Source organism: Bradyrhizobium sp. UNPF46 (assembly GCF_006658625.1).
GTDB classification, from domain to species: Bacteria; Pseudomonadota; Alphaproteobacteria; order Rhizobiales; family Xanthobacteraceae; genus Bradyrhizobium; species Bradyrhizobium nitroreducens.
In genome coordinates, this window is record NZ_LFJB01000026.1 from 48,529 (window position 1) to 68,269 (window position 19,741).

A 19,741-nucleotide genomic window follows, 5' to 3' on the forward strand; every position below is an offset into this window, starting at 1 on the left:
CTCAGAGGCTCCCCGACACGAAGCGCAACAGGGTGGCGAGCAACGCCAGCATCAGCGCCGCGCCCAAGAACTCCGGAATCCGGAACACGCGCATCTTGGCGATCGACGTCTCGAACACGGCGAGCAGAAAGCCAAGAACCGTCAGCTTGCCGAGATAGAGCAGCGCGCCGAAGGCGAGCCGGGCGACGCTCGAATCCGCAGTCGCCATCCCCCATGGCAGGAACACGCAGGCGATCAGCGAGACATAGAGCATGAGCTTGAGCTGTGACGATAGATCGATCAGCGCGAGATGCCGTCCCGAATATTCCAGCACCATGGCCTCGTGCACCATGGTGAGCTCGAGATGGGTGGCGGGGTTGTCGACGGGGATACGGGCGTTTTCCGCCAACGCCACGATGGTCAGTGCCACGAACGCCATGCCAAGCGACACGCGCAAGCCGACCGCGTCCGAGCCCATGAACTCGGCCACGTTGGCGAGCTGCGTCGAGCCGGCGATCATGGCGACCGAGAATACAGTGATCAGCATCGCGGGCTCGGCGAGCGAGGCGATCATGACCTCGCGGCTGGAGCCGATGCCGCCGAAGGCGGTGCCGACGTCCATGCCAGCGAGCGCCTGGAAGAAACGGGCGCTGCCGAGCAGCGCAATGATGGCGATGAGGTCGGCGGTCCAGGAGAACAACAGACCATTGCCGAAAGTCGGCACCAGCGAGACGGCGACCCAGGTGCCCGAGAACATCAGATAGGGAATGACGCGGAACAGCCATGACGCATTGTCCGCGAGCACGGCGTCCTTGCGCATCAGGCGAATGAGGTCGCGATAGGGCTGAAGCAGCGGCGGCCCTCGCCGGCGCAGCAACCGCGCCTTCACCTTGCGCACGAAACCCGTGAGCAGCGGCGCGAGCCCCAGCACGAGCGACATCTGGGCGCCCTGGGAGAGGATGTCGCGCAGCGCGCTCATAGTGCCACCACCAGCAGCAGCACGATCAGCGCCACGAAGACCAGCGTCAGGTAGCGGCGAATGGTGAGGAACTGAAGGACATTGACGCGGTCCGTCGCAAAGCCGACGACCATCGCAATCGGCGCGTACAGCGCTTCCCAGATCAGATCGTGCAGTTCGACCCGGAGCCGCGCAGGACGCGGCGAGGACGGCGGCGGCATCTCGCCGATCTCGCGCGCGGCAAAGACGACGCTGCCGAACACGCGGCGGATCGGCTGCGAGAAGCTGGAAGCCGAATACTGGATCGCCGGGTTTGGATCGGGATGGCCGCAATCCCAGGCCGGTGCGCGGCGCAAGCGATCGGAGGCGAGACGGTGAATGGCTGAAGCCGCCGCCGTGCCGCAGAGTGCCGCGAACACGAACACCAGAAGGCCGTTATAGGAGCTACGGCTTTCCGCAATCGGCACGATGGTGAGCCACTGCAGACCGACCTGATGCGGCATGATGTTGCCGACCATGGCCTTGCTCACTGGCGCCAGCGCATCGATGAACAGCCCGGGCAGGATACCGGCGATGAGGCAGAAGGCGGCAAGCACGAGCATCGCGGTCAGCGAGAAGCGGTCGGTCTCATGCGCTGACGCCGCGACGTCCGAACGCGGCCGGCCGAGGAAGCTGATGCCATAGAGCTTGACGAAGCAGGCCGCGGCAAGGGCGGCCGCGAGCGCCAGCAAGCCGCCGACCGCCGGAATCACCAGCTTGAGGCCCCAGGAGGGCAATTGCGGTGAGAGCAGGATCGCCTGGAAAGTCAGCCATTCCGAAACGAAGCCGTTGAACGGCGGCAATGCCGAGATCGCGACGCAGCCGATCAGCATCGCGAACGCCGTCTTCGGCATGCGATGGATGAGCCCGCCGAGTTTCTCCATGTCGCGCTCGCCTGTTGCTGCCAGCACCGCGCCGGCGCCGAAGAACAGCAGGCTTTTGAACAGTGCATGATTGAAGACATGCAGCATCGCCGCGGTGAAAGCCAGTGCCGCCACCCAGTCGAGCCCTTCCGCCTTGAAAGCCAGTGCCAGCCCGAGGCCGGTGAAGACGATGCCGATGTTCTCAATCGTCGAATAGGCGAGCACGCGCTTGATATCGCGCTGCATCAGCGCATAGAGCACGCCCAGCGTCGCCGTCGGACCGCCGACCAGCAACACCACCATGCTCCACCACCACACCGGTTCGGGCAGAAGGTCGAAGACGATGCGCACGAAGCCGTAGACGGCGACCTTGGTCATGACGCCGCTCATGAGGCCGGAGACGTGGCTGGGTGCGGCGGGATGGGCGAGCGGCAGCCAGGCGTGCAGCGGTACCAGGCCAGCCTTGGAGCCGGCGCCCAGCAGCGCGAGGATCACCACCGTGCCGGTCACTGCAGCGGAAGGATGTGAGGCCCGGATCGCATCGAAATCGTAACCTGCGCCGCTTGCGAGCAGGCCGAACGCGAGCAGCAGCGCCAGCGTGCCGAAACTCGCCATCAATAGATAGACGTAGCCGGCGCGGATGTTCTCGGCCTCCCGGTGATGCGACACCACCAGCGCCCAGGAGGTCAGCGACATGAATTCCCAGGCGACCAGGAAGCTGAAGGCATCGTTCGCCAGCACGACGACGTTCATCGCTGCGAGATAGGCAGGATAGAACGGCAGCACGCGGCCGGGAGAGTCCTCGTGCCGGCCGTAACCGAGCGCGAAAAGGCTCGCAGCGACGCCGCCGAGATTGACGACGACGAGGAAGAAGGCGGACAGCGCATCGAGCCGGAAATGGGCACCGAGCCAGGGCAGGCCGATCGGCAGTGTCGCGCTCGGCGTTAGTTGAGGGACATGGAGCAGATCGGACAGCGCCGTGACGCATAGCGTCGATGTGGCGATCAGGCATCCGCCGTAAACGATGAGCGAGCCGCGCGGGCGCGTCGACAGCACGACTCCCGCAGGCGCCAGAGCGAGCAGAGCCGCCACCGACCATAGCGCCACGGCGATCATGGCCGCTCCTGGATCATGATTTGCGCGCGCGTCGTCATCGCTCTTGGCCGCCCGCTCTCGGAGGTGGAGACCTCAGCCGCACGCCGCGGCCCCCGGCGCTCGACACCGCCCCCTCGGCGATCAGCTCGATGCCGGCAAGCGACAGCGCCTCAACCAGCTTCACCAGGGAATCGACGTTGCCGCGGATCACCCCTTCGGAGGCCTCCATGCGCTGGATCGTCGGCAGTGACAGCGAACAGCGCTGCGCGAGTTCGCGCTGGTCAATCCTGAGCAAGGCACGGGCGGCTCGAAGCTGCGCGGCGGTGATCACGGGCAGGATATCCGTGGCAGTTACGGTGCTTGATTAGGCAAGCTTAGAGTGCGCAGAATGACGTTTCAAGCATCAATTTCTATATGCGGCGCATCATACCGCTCGACGTTGTCGGGGCTCCCTCCAAGTGCGTGAGGTGCGGCTCCCCAATCCGCAACTGCGGATTTACGTCAGGCCGTGCGGCCGTCGCGGATTGACGGAGCGACGCGGATGCCGGGGACAAACCTGGTCAAGCCCTCGTCAAGCCCTCGTCAAGCCCTGGCATGACGACCGCGCAAATGCAGCGCGAGCTTCCGGGGTCGCACCCGCGCGCGCCCAGGAACGACTGTCCGCCTCAGAACTCGTTCGCGATCTTCGAGAGCATCGCGATCAGGGCCTCGCGGTTGCTTTGCCCGAGCAGATCGTTGAGCCGCGCCTCGTGCTTGGTGGCGACGAGCTTCTTGGCGCGGGCCAGCACGGCCTTGCCCTTGTCGGTCAGCACCAGGATGTGCGAGCGGCGGTCGTTGGTGGAGCGGATCCGGGCACAGAGATCGCGGCTCTCGAGATTGTCGAGCATCGCCACGAAGTTCGGCCTGAGGATGCCGAGGGTCGAGGCGATCTCGGTCTGGTTACGGCCCGGGTTCTTCTCGACCAGCAGCAGCACGGAGAACTGCGCCGGCGTCAGCTGCAGCGAGGCCATGCAACGCAAGAAGTTCTCGAACACCTTGAGCTGCGCCCGCTTCAGCACATAGCCGAGCTGCTCGGAGAGCTCGCCGAGCTGGAGGGTTTCCGCCAGCGGCTCGCCTGCGTCCTTGCGGCCCTTGGCCGCCTCGCCGGACTTTTCGGAGGACTTCTCAGCGGTCTTGGAAACGGTCATCGCCTCATGCTCGTAATCCCGCTAAATTCGGGTCGGGTCGTTCCTCACCCTTGATGTTATATTTGATAATTGTTATGGACCATATCAAATATCGCCAGTGCATTTCAATGGCTGTGAGGGGACCATCCACCGCAATTGCGGAGACCGGTCCTTAAATCTTGAGGGGGAGCGTCCGGTCTTGAATACCACCATCATGCTGTTTCTGGTGCAGGACGGCATCACCAATGGCGCGATCTATGCGCTGCTCGGCCTGGCGCTGGTGCTGGTGTTCGCCGTCACCCGCGTCATCCTCATTCCCCAGGGCGAATTCGTCACCTACGGCGCGCTGACCTATGCCTCGCTGGCCGCGGGCCAGATGCCGGGCACGGCGAAGCTCGCGCTCGCGCTGGGCATCGGCGCCTTCGGCTTCGACCTGTTCGTCGCCCGCAGGGCGCTGCATGGGCGCCTGATCCTGCGCAGCCTCGTCACCAACGTCGTGCTGCCGGCCGTCGTGCTGGCGTTGACCGTGTACTTCGCCGCCCAGAAGCCCCCGGTCGCAGTTGCGATCGTGCTGTCGCTAGTGATCGTCGCCATGATCGGCCTCTATCTCTACCGCATAGCTTTCCAGCCGCTGGCGCACACTTCCGTGCTGGTACTGCTGATCGCATCGGTCGGCGTCCACCTCGCGCTGCAGGGCCTCGGCCTGTTGTTCTTCGGCGCCGAAGGCCAGCGCGGACCCGCCGTGCTGGCGGGGTCGTTCACCGCGGGCGCGCTGCGCTTCACCGGCCAGAGCCTCACCGTCTACGGCATCACCATCGCCTTCATCGTCGGGCTCTGGCTGTTCTTCGGCCTGACGCTCTACGGCAAGGCGCTGCGCGCGACCGCCGTGAACCGGCTGGGAGCGCGGCTCGCCGGCATCCGCACCACGCTGTCGGGGCAGATCGCCTTCCTGCTGGCGTCCGTCATCGGCGCGCTGTCGGGCATCCTGATCGTGCCGATCACGACGCTCTATTACGACAGCGGCTTCCTGATCGGCCTGAAGGGTTTCGTCGCCGCGATCATCGGCGGCCTCGTCAGCTACCCCCTGACCGCCGTCGCGGCGCTGGTCGTCGGCATCGTCGAGGCGTTCTCGTCCTTCTATGCCTCCAACTACAAGGAGGTGATCGTTTTCATGCTCTTGATCCCCGTGCTGCTGCTGCGCTCGCTCGCCGCGCCTGCGGTCGAGGAAGAGAAGGACTGAGGCCAAGATGCAGAGCCGGCTTCCCATCACCATCTTCGCAGCCGTCATGGCGGCGATCCCGTTCGTTCCCGGAATGCCTCCGTTCTGGATCGTGCTGCTCGACAATATCGGCCTCGCGGCCCTCGTCGCGATGGGCCTCGTGCTGCTGACCGGCGTCGGCGGCCTGACCTCGTTCGGACAAGCGGCCTTCGTCGGTTTCGGTGCCTACACCACCGCGGTGCTGTCGACGGCCTACGGCCTGTCGCCCTGGCTGACGCTGCCGCTGTCGCTCGTGGTCAGCGGTTCGCTGGCGGTGCTGCTCGGGCTGATCACCGTCCGCCTCTCCGGCCATTATTTGCCGCTCGGCACGCTGGCCTGGGGGTTGGGGCTGTTCTACCTGTTCAGCAAGCTGGAGTTCCTCGGGCGCAACGACGGCATCTCGGCGATTCCGCCGCTGTCGATCGGCACGTTCAAGATGCTCTCGCCCGGCTCGATCTATTACGCGATCTGGGTCGCCGTGATCCTTTCGGCCCTGCTGACGATGAACCTCCTGGACTCCCGCACCGGCCGCGCCATCCGCGCGCTGCGCCGCGGCCATGTCGCCGCCGAAGCATTCGGCGTGCACACGCCGCGCGCCAAACTGCTGGTGTTCATCCATGCCGCCGTGCTCGCCGGCCTGTCGGGGTGGCTCTACGCGCATCTGCAGCGCGCGGTGAATCCGACGCCGTTCGGCGCGCAGGCCGGCATCGAATATCTCTTCATCGCCGTGGTCGGCGGCGCCGGCTATGTCTGGGGCGGCGTGCTGGGCGCGGCCATCGTCGTCGTGCTGAAAGAGGTGCTGCAGAGCTATTTGCCGCTGATCCTGCCCGGCTCCGGCCAGGTCGAGACCATCGTGTTCGGCATCATGCTGGTGGCGCTGCTGCAGCTTGCGCCCGGCGGCCTCTGGCCCTGGCTGATATCGTTCCTGCCGGAAGCTACCCGTGGCAAGAAGCCCGACACCTCGTTGAAGCTGGAGCAGCGCATCCGCTCGCCCGGCGAGGCCAGCATCCTGCTCCAGGTCGAAAAGGCACGAAAGCAGTTCGGCGGCGTGGTCGCCGTCAACAACGTCTCCTTCGACGTCCAGGCCCGCGAGATCGTCGCGCTAATCGGCCCGAACGGCGCCGGCAAGAGCACCACCTTCAACCTGATCACCGGCGTGCTGTCGGCCACCTCGGGCTCGATCTCGGTGCTCGGCAAGAAGGTCGACAACGCGCCGCCGCAGGAGATCGTCAAGCTCGGAATCAGCAGGACGTTCCAGCACGTCAAGCTGGTCCCTGACATGACCGTGCTGGAAAACGTCGCCATCGGCGCCCATCTGCGCGGCCATTCGGGGCCGATCTCCTCGATGCTGCGGCTCGACCGCGCCGATGAGGCGAAGCTGCTTGCCGAAGCCGCCCGCCAGATCGAGCGTGTCGGCCTTGCCGACCAGATGCATCAGCTCGCAGGCAGCCTCTCGCTCGGCCAGCAGCGCATCGTCGAGATCGCCCGCGCGCTCTGCGTCGATCCGATGCTGCTGCTGCTCGACGAGCCCGCCGCGGGCCTGCGCCACATGGAGAAGCAGCAGCTCGCCAAGTTGCTGCGGGACTTGCGCGACGGCGGCATGAGCGTGCTCCTGGTCGAGCACGACATGGGCTTCGTCATGAACCTCGCCGACCGCATCGTGGTGCTCGATTTCGGCACCAAGATCGCGGAGGGCACCCCCGCCACGATCAAGACCAATCCAGAAGTGATCAAGGCCTATCTCGGAGTGGCGGCATGAGCGCGCTGTTGTCCGTCACCGACGCCCATGTCGCCTATGGCAAGGTCGAGGCCGTACGCTCGGTCTCGCTCGAGGTCGGCGCCAATGAGATCGTCACCATCGTCGGCGCCAACGGCGCCGGCAAGACCACGCTGCTCTCGGCCGTCATGGGCATCCTGCCGCTGAAGGGCCGCGTCACCTTTGCCGGTGAGGATCTCGCCCGCCTCGATATCGAGGACCGCGTCGCGATGGGGCTCGGTCTCGTCCCCGAGCACCGCGAATTGTTCGTGACCATGAATGTCGAGGACAATCTCGAGCTCGGCGCCTTCCGCATCGAGCGGAGCCGGGCGAAATCCTCGATCGAACGGGTCTATGCGCTGTTTCCGCGGCTCAAGGAGCGGCGCAAGCAGCTCGCCGGTACCTTGTCCGGCGGCGAGCAGCAGATGCTCGCGATGGGCCGCGCGCTGATGGGCGAGCCGAAGCTCCTGATGCTGGACGAGCCGAGCCTCGGCCTCGCCCCGATCATCGTCGCCGACATCTTCCGCATCGTGACCGAACTGCGCACCGCCGGCGTCTCCGTGCTGCTGGTCGAGCAGAACGCCCAGGCCGCGCTCAAGATCGCGGACCAGGCCTATGTGATGGAGCTCGGCGAGTTCGTGCTCAGCGGGAAAGCTAGCGACATCGCCGCGAACGAGCGGGTCGCGGCGAGCTATCTCGGCTTCCAGCACGAAGGCGCGAGCGTGTTGTAACTCTTACCCTCCCCTGGAGGGGGAGGGTCGCTTCGCATGTAGCGAAGCGAAATGCGAAGCGGGGTGGGGTGACGGTCTCTCCCCGCGCACAGTACCCGTGTTGAGAGATCACCCCACCCCGCTCGCGCTGCGCGCGATCGACCCTCCCCCTCCAGGGGAGGGTGAAAGAGCACAGCGCCGTTTAACTCGCAGTACCCTTCTCACCCTTCAGCGCCGCGACCTCCGCTTCCAGCTCCGCGATCCTCGCATCCCTCGCCGCAAGGGCCGCCGCCACATCGCCCGCGTCGAATTTCTGCGGGATGTGCTGCGGGCAGTTGGTGTCCCACGCGGCGATCTTGAACAGTATCACCTGCTCGGGCCGCGCACGATAGCCCTTCGGCATCAACGATGTCGTCAGCGCCTCGTCGTCCTCGACGACGCGCGCCTCGCCCCAGATCTTCACCCGGCGGCGATGGGTGTAATCCATCACGAAGATGTAGGCTTTGGGATTCTCGGACAGGTTTCCCTGGGTGATGTATTGCCTGTTACCAGCGTAGTCGGTGAAGGCGAGCGTCTGCTTGTCCAGCACCTTCAAGAACCCCTTCGGTCCGCCGCGGTGCTGGATATAGGGCTGGCCGTCGGCCGAGGCCGTCGCAAAATAGAAGCTGTTGGCATCGGCCAGGAACGCCGCGAGGTTCTCGTCGACCTCGGTGCGCCATCCGCGCTGCTCAGCGTGGGCATAGCCCTCGCGCGAGCCCTTTCGGGTCTGAATCGATTTCACCGCCGGCGAGAAGGCGACGTCGCTGGCATAGGTGTGGACTTCACTCATCGGAACATCTCCTGAAATTCCGGCGCATGTCTGCGTCTTCGCCTCTCAAAATGGACCTTCCTGCGACTAAAACAATCTGGCCTATTGACACTTCATCGTTGCAATATATGCAATAATCTCATGGACCGCCTCGAAGCCATGCACGTCTTCGTCACCGTTGCTGATCTGCGCGGCTTTGCCCCGGCGGCGCGCAAGCTGAGGCTGTCGCCCTCGGCGGTGACGCGGCTGATCGCGGCGCTGGAGGAGCATCTCGGCGCCCGGCTGTTGCAGCGGACCACGCGGCAGGTGACGCTGACCGACGTCGGCACGCGCTACCTGGAACGCGCGCGGCGCATTCTCGCCGATGTCGAGGAGGCCGACGGCTCCGCCCGGGAGGAACGCAACCGGCCGAGCGGGCGCCTCGTGGTGTCGGCCCCGGTCGGTTTCGGCCGGCTGCATGTTGCGTCGGTGATGACGGCCTATCTCAAGCGCTATCCCGAGGTCGCCGCCGAGCTCAGGCTCTCGGACCATCTCGTCAACCTCGTGGAAGACGCCGTCGACGCCGCGGTGCGGATCGGTCATCTCGCCGATTCCTCGCTGGTTGCGCGCCAGGTCGGCGAGATGCGGCGGATCACGGTCGCGACGCCGGGCTATCTTAGGCGTCACGGCGAACCGAAGACACCGCAAGAATTGCTCGCGCATCAGACCATCGCGTTCGGCCCGTCCGCCATCTGGCATTTCGTTCAGGACGGTCGCGACATCGAGGTGACGACGGCCCCGCGCTTCGCCAGCAACAGCGCCGACGCCGCCCTGCAATATGCCGAGGCCGGCGGCGGCGTGACGCGGGTGCTGGCCTATCAGGCCGCCGAGGGGCTGAAGCGCGGGCGGCTCAAAATCGTGCTCGCGGCATACGAGCAGCCGGCGCTGCCGATCCATATCGTCTATCCGACCTCGCGCCTGCTCTCGGCCAAGGTGCGCGCGTTCATCGATCTCGTGGTGGAGACGGCAGAGTGGAGATTCGGGTGACGACCGTCATTCCGGGACTCGCGAAGCGAGACCCCGGAATCTCGAGGTTCCGGGTTCGGTGCGTCGCACCGCCCCGAAACGACAACTAACCCTTCTTGGGCACCACGCGGAACGTCCCGCTCGCCCGCGCGATCACGGCGTCGTCGGCCCTCACCAGGCACTGCGCGAAGCAGATCGTATTGCCGGTCTTGATCGCTTCGCCTTCGACCGCGAGCCATTGGCCGATCCCGGCGGCGCCGACATAGTCGATCGACAGCGAGATGGTGACGAAGGACGTCGTCCAGCCCGTCGCCTGGGCGCAGCTGTAACCCATGGCGGCATCCGACAATGCCGCGATCAGCCCGCCATGGATCAGGCCGCGCGCGTTGGTGTGTGGCGTCGCCAGACGCAAGCCCACGGTGACGCCCTTGTCGGTCTTTTTCGAATAGAGCGGCTCCCAGGGATCGGTCAGCGGCGCCTTGCGAAAATGCGGCTCGAAGCCGGCGGGGATGTCGGGAGCGGTCATGACTGTCTCGCGTTACCGTGTCGCCGGCATTGAACGCGATGGACGAGACGAACGCATCAATTACAAAGTTTTAAACGCGATTTGCGCGGGTGTTTGAAACACGGACGGCACCACAATGACGGAGCCGTAGAGTGGGCAAAGCGAAGCGTGCCCACGCGCTTTCGCAATCATGGGAAGGTGGTGGGCACGGCGCAAGAACGCCTTTGCCCACCCGGCACTGTCTTAAAACGGCAGCCCCACGTAATTCTCCGACAATGACGTCATCGCGGCCTGCGACTGCGTGACGTAATCGAGCTCGGCGAGCTGGATGCGGGCGCCGATGGTGCCGGTGTCGGGGAATTTATGCAGCATCGAGGTCATCCACCAGGAGAAGCGCACGGCCTTCCAGACGCGCGCCAGTGCCGTGGCGGAATAGGCGTCGAGGCCTGCGCTGGATTTCTCGTCGTAGAATTCGCGCAAGGCGCTCGACAGATAATGCGCATCGCTGGCAGCTAAGTTGAGGCCCTTGGCGCCGGTCGGCGGCACGATGTGCGCGGCGTCGCCACACAGGAACAGCTTGCCGAAGCGCATCGGCTCGGCGACGAAGCTGCGCAGGGGCGCGATGCTCTTCTCGATCGAGGGACCGGTGACGAGGCCGTCGGCCGCCTCCTGATCGAGCCGCCGACTCAATTCGTCCCAGAAGCGGTCGTCCGGCCATTGGTCGACATGGTCGTCCAGCGAGCACTGCACGTAGTAGCGGCTGCGCTTGGTCGAGCGCATGGTGCAGAGCGCAAAGCCGCGAGCATGGTTGGAGTAGATCAGCTCGTGGCTGACCGGCGGCGTATCCGACAAGATGCCGAGCCAGCCGAACGGATAGACCCGCTCGAACTCCTCGATGGCCGAAGCCGGAACGCTGGCGCGGCTGACGCCATGGAAACCGTCGCAACCGGCGATGAAATCGCAGTCGAGCGTGTGGGTGACGCCGTCCTTGACCCAGGTTACGCGCGGGTGACCGCCGTCGAAATCGTGCGGCTGGACGTCCTTGGCCTCGTAGACCGAAACGAGACCGGCGGCCTTCCGCGCATTCATCAGGTCGAGCGTGACCTCGGTCTGGCCGTAGATCATGACCGTCTTGCCGGTCGCGGCCTTCATGTCGATGCGATGACGGCGGCCGGAAAAGGCAAGCTCGATGCCTTCATGCACCAGGCCCTCGGCATGCGCCCGGGTCCCTGCGCCAATCTGGTCGAGCAGCGCGACGGTTCCCTCCTCCAGAAGCCCGGCGCGGATGCGACCGAGCACATAGTCGGGGCTCTGCCGCTCCAGAATGACATTCTCGATGCCGTAAGCCTGCAGCAGTTGCCCAAGCAACAATCCGGCCGGCCCGGCCCCGATGATTGCGACTTTTGTCCGCAATACTTGCTCCTCCCGATCCTGTAGGCTTTCGTCGCGGCCCGCTTGTCGCTTCAGGTCGCGCGGGATAATTATACCATATAACGGTTGGGCAAAAGGGGAGTGCGGGTCGCCGCGAACGGCGACACATCCATGCAACAGGGCTGACGTTGAGGATGCGACAGAGCTGCGCGCCAGTTCCGGCTTGAACACGTCCGCCATTTAGATAACATGTTAATTAATGAGACCGGGCCAACGAAGCCCGAAGTCGACAACAGGGAGAGACGTGTGATGAGGAAAGCCTGTCTGGCTTTGCTGCTGGCAGCAAGCGTGACGCCCGCGTTCGCGCAGGACAAGACCTTCGATTTGAAGATCTCACACTGGGTGCCGGCCTCGCATCCGCTGCAGAAGTCGCTGGAGGACTGGGCGGCCGCGGTCGAGAAGGATTCCGGCGGCACCATCAAGGGCAAGGTGTTTCCGGCCCAGCAGCTCGGCAAGGCGTTCGACCATTACGACATGGCCCGCGACGGCATCGCCGACGTCACCTATGTCAATCCCGGTTACCAGCCCGGCCGCTTCCCGATCGTCGGCGCCGGCGAGCTGCCGTTCCTGATCTCGGATGCCAAGGGCGGCTCGATGGGCCTGGACGCCTGGTATCGCAAATATGCCGAGAAGGAGATGAAGGACGTCAAATATTGCCTGGCGTTCGTCCACTCGCCCTCCTCGTTCCATTCCAAGACCAAGAAGATCGTGATGCCCGAGGACGTGAAGGGCATGAAGATCCGCCCGGCGCACGCCACCATGGCGAACTTCGTGACCTCGCTCGGCGGCACCAACGTGCAGTCCTCGGCACCGGAGGTGCGCGACATCATCGAGCGCGGCGTCGCCGACGGCGTCACCTTCCCCTGGGGCTCCCTCGTGCTGTTCGGCATCGACAAGGTGACCAAGTACGACATGGAGGCGCCGCTCTACACCACGACCTTCGTGTTCGTGATCAACAAGGACAAGTACAATGCGATGTCCGACAAGCAGAAGGCCGCGATCGACAAGAACTGCTCGGTCGAGATGGCGGGCGTGGTCGGCGAGCACTGGGGCAAGTTCGAGGACGCCGGCATCGACAAGGTGAAGGCGGAATCCGGCCACGAGGTCTACAAGCTGACGGCGGAGCAGACCGCAGCCTGGAAGAAGGCCGCCGAGCCTCTGGTCAAGACCTGGGCGGACGGAGCCAAGAAAGCCGGTGCCGATCCCGATGCAGCGCTCACGGAGCTCAAGGCTTCGCTGAAGAAGTACAACGCGCTGGCGGAGTGACGCCGCGGCGCGATCGGTCTCTCCTCCCCCTCTCCCCGTCCTTACGGGGAGAGGGCTGGGGTGAGGGGCCGCTTCCGCAAAAGATGGTGACAGATGGACTCGCGGAGAGTCCCCCTCACCCGCATCGCATCTTCGATGCGATGCGGCCTCTCCCCGCACGCGGGGAGAGGCGAGGAGCCGCCGCCGGAGTCGAGATCGAACGATGACAGCACACGATGTGACCCCTCCCATGAAGCGCTCCTGGATGGATCGCGTGATCGACTCGATCGAATGGATCGCGGCCGGCTTCGTCGGCATCGTCGCGCTCGACATTTTCCTGTCGGTGCTGCTGCGCAACACGCTGAACTATTCGATCCCCGACAGCTTCGACATCGGCCGCATGCTGCTCGGCATCCTCATCTTCTGGGGCATCGCCGCGACCTCCTATCGCGGCACCCACATCACCGTGGATCTCGTCTGGGGCAATGTCGGGCCGCGCTACCAGCGCTGGATCGACGTGTTCGCCACCCTGGTTCTGCTGTTCGTCGTTACGGTCCAGACCTGGACCTTGTTCGACAAGGTGCGCGGCACCTACAACGACAACGTCCAGACCTTCGACATGCACATGCCGACCTGGCCGTTCTTCGCGGTCGCCTGGATCGGCGATGTCTCGGCCGTGCTGCTGATCGCGATCCGCACCTACCGGCTGATTTTCCATCCTGAAGAGATGCACGACCCCAAATTGAAGGCGACGGAGTAATCATGAGCACCGATGCCGTCGCCTTAATCGGCTTCGTTTCCCTGTTCGTCCTGATGCTGCTGCGCGTGCCCGTCGGCATGGCCATGGGCCTCGTCGGCGTCTCCGGCTTCGCCTATCTCGTCAACGGCAATGCGGCGCTGAAGCTGGTCGGCCAGACCTCGATGCGCACGGTGACCGACTATACGTTCGGCGTCATCCCGATGTTCCTGCTGATGGGCTCGTTCGTGTCCAACTCCGGCATGAGCCGCGAGCTGTTCCGCGCCGCCAACGGCTTCGTCGGCCATTTGCGCGGCGGTCTCGGCATCGCCACCGTCGGCGCATGCGGCGGCTTTGCCGCAATCTGCGGCTCGTCGGTGGCGACCGCCGCGACCTTCTCCGCCGTCGCCTATCCGGAAATGCGCCGCTTCGGCTATCCGCAGTCGTTCGCCACCGGCGTGATCGCGGCGGGCGGCACGCTGGGCGCGATGCTGCCGCCCTCCACGGTGCTCGCGGTCTACGGCATCATCACCGAGCAGGACATCGGCAAGCTCTTCATCGCCGGCATCATCCCGGGCTTGCTGGCGATGAGCATGTACATGATCACGATCTTCCTGATCGGCTATTTCCGTCCCGACTTCCTGCCCAAGGGCAAGGTGACGCCGTGGCGCGAGCGCTTTGCGGGCCTGAAGGAGATCTGGGCGCCGGTGCTGCTGTTCATCTTCGTGATCGGCGGCCTCTACGGCCTGCCCTATCTGCCGCGCTTCACGCCGACGGAAGCCGGCGGCGTCGGCGCCGCCGGCGCGTTCATCATCGGCGTGCTCACCGGCCGTCTCGACCGCGAGAAGATCCTGGCCTCGCTGCTGCAGGCGACGCGCACCGCGGCCGCCGTCTTCACCGTGCTGATCGGCGCGCTGATCTTCGGCTATTTCCTCACGGTGACGCAGACACCGCAGAAGGTGACCGAGTTCCTCACCGGCCTCGGTCTCGGCAGCTACGGCGTGCTGGCGCTGATCATGGTGATGTATCTCGTGCTCGGCTGCCTGATGGACGCCATGGCGATGATCATCCTCACCGTGCCGATCATCTTCCCCGTGATCACCCATTTGGGTTTTGACCCGATCTGGTTCGGCGTCATCATCGTGATGACCGTCGAGCTCGGCCTGATCCATCCGCCGGTCGGAATGAACGTCTTCGTCATCAAGAGCGTGGTGAAGGACGTCTCCTTCTCCACCATCTTCAAAGGCGTGATCCCGTTCGTGGTCACCGACCTGATCCGCCTGGTGATCCTGATCGCCTTCCCGCTGCTGGCAACCTGGCTGCCGACGCGGATGATGGCGAATTGAGGATTGAGACTGAATTGTCGCCGCGACGCCGGTGAGCTCCCTCGCCCCGCTTGCGGGGAGAGGGTTGGGGTGAGGGGGAGCCTCCGCGGGGACGGTGACAGTTGGACTCGCGGAGACTCCCCCTCACCCGGAATCCGCGCTAATCGCGCGGATTCCGGCCTCTCCCCGCAAGCGGGGAGAGGCGAAGACATCGACGCCTTCTGACACGAAATTGGAGCAATCCATGACTCCCATTCTCGAGACCAAATACGTCTTCACCGTCACCGCTCGCATCGGCGACGTCGTCACCGCCGGCGAGACCGGGATCGGCGTTCGCCGCATCATCCCGATCATCGGCGGCGAGGTGACGGGCGCGATAACAGCCAAAGTGCTGCCGTTCGGGGCCGACTTCCAGACCATCCGCCCCAACGAGCTGATCGACTTAGAGGCCAAATACGCCTTCGAGACCGACGACGGCGCCGTCGTCTATGTCGAGAACAAGGGCATGCGCTTCGGTCCCGTCGATCTGCTGCAGAAGCTCAAGCGCGGCGAGCCTGTTGATCCCAAGCTGATCTATTTCCGCACCGTGCCGAGATTCGAGACCGGGCATGAGAAGTATCGCTGGCTGATGGAGCACATCTTCGTAGGCTCGGCCGCGCGTCACGCGGACCGCGTGGTGATCGACGTGCATCAGGTGGTTTGACCGCACGCTCTGCTGCCGTCCCTGGGCACGCAGGAACCCATGCCGCAGGATTTATCGATTGCGAACGGTCGGAGTACCGGACGACGGGCTTTCGCCAGACTTTCCCCTGGGGTTATGGGCCCCTGCATTTGCAGGGACGACACCGTATGCTGAGCCCGATTCTGCCGTCCTGACCTTGACTCCCTCAGAATTCGTTATACAACATAACTATTCTGATAAGGACGCAAATGACACAGGGAAACGCCGATACCGCGAAGGCGGGCGCCTCCGGGCTGCTCCGGATCGAGAGGGCGGACCGGGTTCTGACCGTGGGTCTGAACCGGCCGGCCAAGCGCAATGCGCTGAACGACGGCATCATCCTGGAGATCGGCGAGTGTTTTGCCTCCTTGCCCGAGGATATCGGCGCAGTCGTCATCCACGGCATCGGCGATCACTTCTCCTCCGGCCTCGATCTCTCCGAGCTGACCGAGCATGACGCGACCGGCGGCCTGCTCCATTCCCAGATGTGGCACCGGGTATTCGACCGCATCCAGTACAGCCGCGTGCCCGTGATCGCGGCGCTGAAGGGGGCCGTGATCGGCGGCGGGCTGGAGCTTGCCTGCTCGGCGCATATCCGCGTCGCCGAGCCCTCGACCTATTTCGCGCTGCCGGAAGGCCAGCGCGGCATCTTCGTCGGCGGCGGCGGCTCGGTGCGGCTGCCGCGGCTGATCGGCGTCGCCAGGATGATGGACATGATGCTGACGGGCCGCGTCTACAGCGCGACCGAAGGCGCCTCCTACGGCTTCGCGCAATATGTGACGGAAGCCGGCAACGCGCTCGGCAAGGCCATGGAGCTCGCGACCAAGGTCGCGTCCAACGCGCCGCTGACCAATTTCGCCGTGCTCCAGGCGCTGCCGATGATCGCGGAGGCCAATCCGCAGACCGGCCTGCTGATGGAATCGTTGATGGCGACCGTCGCGCAGAGCGACAAGGAAGCGAAGCGCAGGATCCGCGAATTCCTCGAACACAAGACCGCAAAGGTAAAGCCGAAGTCATGAGCGCGCAGCCGTCCTCTTCCAGCATGGAGCGCGGCGCGAGCACTTTCCCGCTGCGGCCCATCTCGTTCGGCGATCCCGTCGTCAACATCGAACGGCGCGACGACGGCACGATCTACCTGCGGCCCAAACAGCCGCTCGGCGACTATCCCGTCCGCATCACCGACCGCCTGCATCACTGGGCCAATACCACGCCGGACCGCGTCTTCATGGCTGAGCGCGAAGGCGGCCGCTTCTGGCGCAAGATCACCTATGCCGAGCTGCTCGTCGCCAGCCGGCACATCGCGTCGGGCCTGATCGCGCGCGGCCTGTCGGCGGAGCGGCCGGTCGTCATCCTCTCCGGCAATTCGATCGACCACGCCCTGCTCGCGTTCGGCGCGTTCTATGCCGGCATTCCGTTCTGCCCGGTGTCGCCGGCCTATTCGCTGGTGTCGAAGGACTACGGCAAGCTGTCCTATCTGATGAAGCTGCTGACGCCCGGCCTCGTCTTCGCCGAGGATGCCGACAAGTTCGCCGATGCACTCGCCGCCAATGTCTCGCTCGGCACCGAGATCGCCGCGTCCTATGGCCACGTGCCGGGCCGCGACGTCACCCTGCTCGCCGATCTCATGGCGACGCCGATCCGCAGCGATCTCGACGACGTCCACGGCAGGATCGGCCCCGACACGATCGCAAAATTCCTGCTGACCTCGGGCTCGACCGGCAACCCGAAGGCCGTCATCAACACCCAGCGCATGATCTGCGCCAACCAGGTGATGCTGCGCGAGACGCTCGCCTTCCTCAAGGACGAGCCGCCCGTCATCATCGACTGGCTGCCCTGGAATCACACCTTTGGCGGCAACCACAATATCGGGCTGACGCTCTACAACGGCGGCTCGATGTATCTGGACGCGGGCAAGCCGATGCCCGGCGGCATCGAGGAGACGGTGCGCAATCTCCAGGAAATCTCGCCGACGGTCTATTTCAACGTGCCCAAGGGCTATGAATCGCTGCTGCCCTATTTGCGCGACGATCAGGGCCTGCGCGCAAAGTTCTTCGACCGCCTGCACGCGATGTTCTTCTCGGGCGCCGCGCTCTCGCCGTTCATCTGGGACAGCCTCGACGAGCTCGCGGTGAAGGAAAAAGGCTATCGCGTGCCGATGCTGACCGGCCTCGGCGCGACCGAGACCGCGCCGTTCTTCATGTCGGTCAATCCGCGCACCAGCCGATCCGGCCATGTCGGCCTGCCTGTGTCCGGCAACGATGCCAAGCTGGTGCCGAACAACGGCAAGCTGGAAGTGCGCGCCAAGGGGCCGAACGTGATGCCCGGTTACTGGCGCCAGGCCGACATCACCGCAAAATCCTTCGACGAGGAAGGATTTTACAAGATGGGCGACGCGCTCAAGCCCGCCGATCCCGACGATTTCAACGCCGGCTTCGATTTCGACGGTCGTGTCGGTGAAGACTTCAAGCTCGCCAGCGGCACCTGGGTCAGCGTCGGCCCCTTGCGCGCGCGCCTCACGGCAGCCTGCGCACCGCTGGTGCGCGACGTCGTCATTGCCGGCATCAACCGTGACGAGGTCTCCGCGCTGGTCGTGCTCGACCTCGACGGCTGCCGGCTGATCAACCCGACGCTGCCGACCGACGATCTCCTCGTTGCGACGCGCGACCGGCTGGTCCGCGAAGCCTTCCGCGAGCGCCTGACCCGCTTCCTCGGCCAGGCCACGGGCTCGTCGACCAGGATCACGCGCGCCATCCTGATGGACACGCCGCTCTCGATCGACAAGGGCGAGGTCACCGACAAGGGCTCGATCAACCAGCGCGCTGTGCTCGAGCACCGCACCGAATTGATCGAGGAGCTCTACGCTGCCAATCCATCCAACCGTGTGATATCGGTCGGATAAGAAATCACCGCACCAGGAGAACGCCATGTTGTTGAAGGATCAAGCAGCCATCGTCACCGGCGGCGCATCGGGACTGGGCGCGGCCACCGCGCGAAAGCTGGCGGCGCAGGGCGCCAAGGTCGCGGTGTTCGACCTCAATGCCAAGCTTGCCGAAACCGTTGCCGCAGAGATCAAGGGCGTCGCGATAACCTGCGACGTTTCCGATGCCGCTTCCGCTGAAGCCGCGATCGCGCAGGCGATCAAGACCGTCGGCGCACCGCGCGTGCTGGTCAATTGCGCCGGCATCGGCGTTGCCAAGCGCGTGGTCGGCCGCGACGGCCCGATGGCGCTCGCCGATTTCGACAAGGTGATCAAGGTCAACCTCATCGGCACCTTCAACATGCTGCGCCTTGCCGCGACCGAGATGTCGAAGCTGGAACCGCAGGCGACCGGCGAGCGTGGCGTCATCATCAACACGGCGTCCGTCGCCGCCTATGACGGCCAGATCGGCCAATCCGCCTATTCGGCCTCCAAGGGCGGCATCGTCGGCATGACGCTGCCGATCGCGCGCGAGCTCGCGCAGTTCGGCGTTCGCGTACTGACCATCGCGCCCGGCCTGTTCCTGACGCCGCTGCTGGCGAACCTGCCGCAGGAAGCCCAGGACTCGCTCGCCGCCGCGATCCCCTTCCCGCGCCGGCTCGGCAACGCCGACGAGTTCGCCGCGCTCGCCCTGCACATGGTCGAGAATTCCTACCTGAACGGCGAAGTGGTGCGCCTCGACGGCTCGCTGCGCATGGCGCCGAAGTAGGGCAACAATCGCATGTTCGTGAACCGGCGCGAGGTCCAGATCCAGTGGGGTGATTGCGACCCCGCCAACATCGTCTACTACCCGCGCTATTTCGCGATGTTCGACGATTCGACCTCGACCCTGTTCGAGGTCGCCGGCTTCTCCAAGCAGGACCTGGTCCGCAAATACGGCCTGGTGGGCATCCCCATGGTCGACACGCGGTCCAAGTTCTACATCCCCTCGACCTATGGCGACTGGATCACCATCGAAACCAGGATCGAGAGCATCAAGCGCTCGAGCTTCGAGGTGAAGCACAACGTCTACAAGGGCGAGGCGCTCGCGATCGAAGGCTTCGAGACCCGCGTCCTGGTCGGCCGCGATCCCGTTAACCCCGACAAGCTGAAATCGGCACCATTCCCGGCGGAAATGGTAGCCAAGTTCACGGGAAGCTAAATCGCCGCATCACCAAAAGAGGG

General features: G+C 64.9%; 19 protein-coding genes. 12 read left to right on the plus strand and 7 right to left on the minus strand.

Features of this window, described 5'->3' with window-relative positions; genetic code table 11:
* Position 1: 1 nt before the first annotated feature.
* The 4 genes from UNPF46_RS11535 to UNPF46_RS11550 all read right to left on the minus strand — a co-directional run bounded on the left by UNPF46_RS11535 (position 2) and on the right by UNPF46_RS11550 (position 4,121).
* Complete coding sequence (locus UNPF46_RS11535) at positions 2 to 958, minus strand: respiratory chain complex I subunit 1 family protein (RefSeq protein WP_142250088.1); 957 nt, start codon at positions 956 to 958, stop codon at positions 2 to 4.
* A complete protein-coding gene (gene hyfB, locus UNPF46_RS11540) occupies positions 955 to 2,955 on the minus strand; it encodes a hydrogenase 4 subunit B (protein WP_142250089.1) in 2,001 nt (666 codons plus the stop codon). The genes UNPF46_RS11535 and hyfB overlap by 4 nt, the downstream gene beginning before the upstream one ends.
* 34 nt (positions 2,956 to 2,989) lie before the next feature.
* Complete coding sequence (locus UNPF46_RS11545) at positions 2,990 to 3,265, minus strand: transcriptional regulator (protein ID WP_142250090.1); 276 nt, start codon at positions 3,263 to 3,265, stop codon at positions 2,990 to 2,992.
* A gap of 334 nt (positions 3,266 to 3,599) precedes the next feature.
* A complete protein-coding gene (locus UNPF46_RS11550; RefSeq protein ID WP_100175199.1) occupies positions 3,600 to 4,121 on the minus strand; it encodes a MarR family winged helix-turn-helix transcriptional regulator in 522 nt (173 codons plus the stop codon).
* Between the two features lie 178 nt (positions 4,122 to 4,299).
* Here UNPF46_RS11550 and UNPF46_RS11555 point away from each other — a divergent pair, with 178 nt between their 5' ends.
* The 3 genes from UNPF46_RS11555 to UNPF46_RS11565 are packed head-to-tail and all read left to right on the plus strand — an operon-like array spanning position 4,300 to position 7,845.
* Positions 4,300 to 5,340, plus strand: coding sequence for a branched-chain amino acid ABC transporter permease (locus UNPF46_RS11555; RefSeq protein WP_174718744.1), 1,041 nt, complete (start codon positions 4,300 to 4,302; stop codon positions 5,338 to 5,340).
* A 7-nt stretch (positions 5,341 to 5,347) separates the two neighbouring features.
* Positions 5,348 to 7,117 (plus strand): branched-chain amino acid ABC transporter ATP-binding protein/permease, encoded by a 1,770-nt coding sequence (locus UNPF46_RS11560; protein WP_142250091.1) that lies wholly within the window; start codon positions 5,348 to 5,350, stop codon positions 7,115 to 7,117.
* A complete protein-coding gene (locus tag UNPF46_RS11565) occupies positions 7,114 to 7,845 on the plus strand; it encodes an ABC transporter ATP-binding protein (RefSeq protein ID WP_142250092.1) in 732 nt (243 codons plus the stop codon). Before UNPF46_RS11560 ends, UNPF46_RS11565 begins: the two co-directional genes overlap by 4 nt.
* A gap of 181 nt (positions 7,846 to 8,026) precedes the next feature.
* Here UNPF46_RS11565 and UNPF46_RS11570 read toward each other — a convergent pair whose 3' ends face one another.
* Positions 8,027 to 8,653 (minus strand): pyridoxamine 5'-phosphate oxidase family protein, encoded by a 627-nt coding sequence (locus UNPF46_RS11570; RefSeq protein WP_100175196.1) that lies wholly within the window; start codon positions 8,651 to 8,653, stop codon positions 8,027 to 8,029.
* Between the two features lie 120 nt (positions 8,654 to 8,773).
* Here UNPF46_RS11570 and UNPF46_RS11575 point away from each other — a divergent pair, with 120 nt between their 5' ends.
* On the plus strand, positions 8,774 to 9,658 hold the full coding sequence (locus tag UNPF46_RS11575) for a LysR family transcriptional regulator (RefSeq protein ID WP_100175195.1): 885 nt from the start codon (positions 8,774 to 8,776) through the stop codon (positions 9,656 to 9,658).
* An 85-nt stretch (positions 9,659 to 9,743) separates the two neighbouring features.
* Here UNPF46_RS11575 and UNPF46_RS11580 read toward each other — a convergent pair whose 3' ends face one another.
* Together UNPF46_RS11580 and pobA are read right to left on the minus strand one after the other, a co-directional pair.
* Positions 9,744 to 10,163, minus strand: coding sequence for a PaaI family thioesterase (locus UNPF46_RS11580; protein ID WP_100175194.1), 420 nt, complete (start codon positions 10,161 to 10,163; stop codon positions 9,744 to 9,746).
* A gap of 222 nt (positions 10,164 to 10,385) precedes the next feature.
* A complete protein-coding gene (gene pobA, locus UNPF46_RS11585) occupies positions 10,386 to 11,555 on the minus strand; it encodes a 4-hydroxybenzoate 3-monooxygenase (protein ID WP_142250093.1) in 1,170 nt (389 codons plus the stop codon).
* A gap of 267 nt (positions 11,556 to 11,822) precedes the next feature.
* On the opposite strand from pobA, the gene UNPF46_RS11590 reads away from it, so the two are divergent.
* From UNPF46_RS11590 to UNPF46_RS11635, 8 genes are all read left to right on the plus strand, one after another.
* Positions 11,823 to 12,839: a TRAP transporter substrate-binding protein gene (locus UNPF46_RS11590; protein WP_100175192.1), complete on the plus strand. Its 1,017-nt coding sequence runs from the start codon at positions 11,823 to 11,825 to the stop codon at positions 12,837 to 12,839.
* Positions 12,840 to 13,068: 229 nt separating this feature from the next.
* Entirely contained in the window at positions 13,069 to 13,578 is a 510-nt protein-coding gene (locus UNPF46_RS11600; protein ID WP_100175191.1) for a TRAP transporter small permease, read from the plus strand.
* A gap of 2 nt (positions 13,579 to 13,580) precedes the next feature.
* The gene (locus UNPF46_RS11605) at positions 13,581 to 14,900 is read left to right on the plus strand and encodes a TRAP transporter large permease (protein WP_100175190.1); all 1,320 of its coding nucleotides are present in this window, start codon (positions 13,581 to 13,583) and stop codon (positions 14,898 to 14,900) included.
* A 223-nt stretch (positions 14,901 to 15,123) separates the two neighbouring features.
* Positions 15,124 to 15,582: a DUF3237 domain-containing protein gene (locus UNPF46_RS11615; protein ID WP_142250095.1), complete on the plus strand. Its 459-nt coding sequence runs from the start codon at positions 15,124 to 15,126 to the stop codon at positions 15,580 to 15,582.
* A 227-nt stretch (positions 15,583 to 15,809) separates the two neighbouring features.
* Complete coding sequence (locus tag UNPF46_RS11620; protein WP_100175188.1) at positions 15,810 to 16,619, plus strand: crotonase/enoyl-CoA hydratase family protein; 810 nt, start codon at positions 15,810 to 15,812, stop codon at positions 16,617 to 16,619.
* Positions 16,616 to 18,499 (plus strand): feruloyl-CoA synthase, encoded by a 1,884-nt coding sequence (locus UNPF46_RS11625; protein WP_100175187.1) that lies wholly within the window; start codon positions 16,616 to 16,618, stop codon positions 18,497 to 18,499. The genes UNPF46_RS11620 and UNPF46_RS11625 overlap by 4 nt, the downstream gene beginning before the upstream one ends.
* Before the next feature lie 25 nt (positions 18,500 to 18,524).
* Positions 18,525 to 19,286 (plus strand): SDR family NAD(P)-dependent oxidoreductase, encoded by a 762-nt coding sequence (locus UNPF46_RS11630; protein ID WP_100175186.1) that lies wholly within the window; start codon positions 18,525 to 18,527, stop codon positions 19,284 to 19,286.
* A gap of 12 nt (positions 19,287 to 19,298) precedes the next feature.
* The gene (locus tag UNPF46_RS11635) at positions 19,299 to 19,718 is read left to right on the plus strand and encodes an acyl-CoA thioesterase (protein WP_063200585.1); all 420 of its coding nucleotides are present in this window, start codon (positions 19,299 to 19,301) and stop codon (positions 19,716 to 19,718) included.
* Positions 19,719 to 19,741 lie beyond the last annotated feature (23 nt).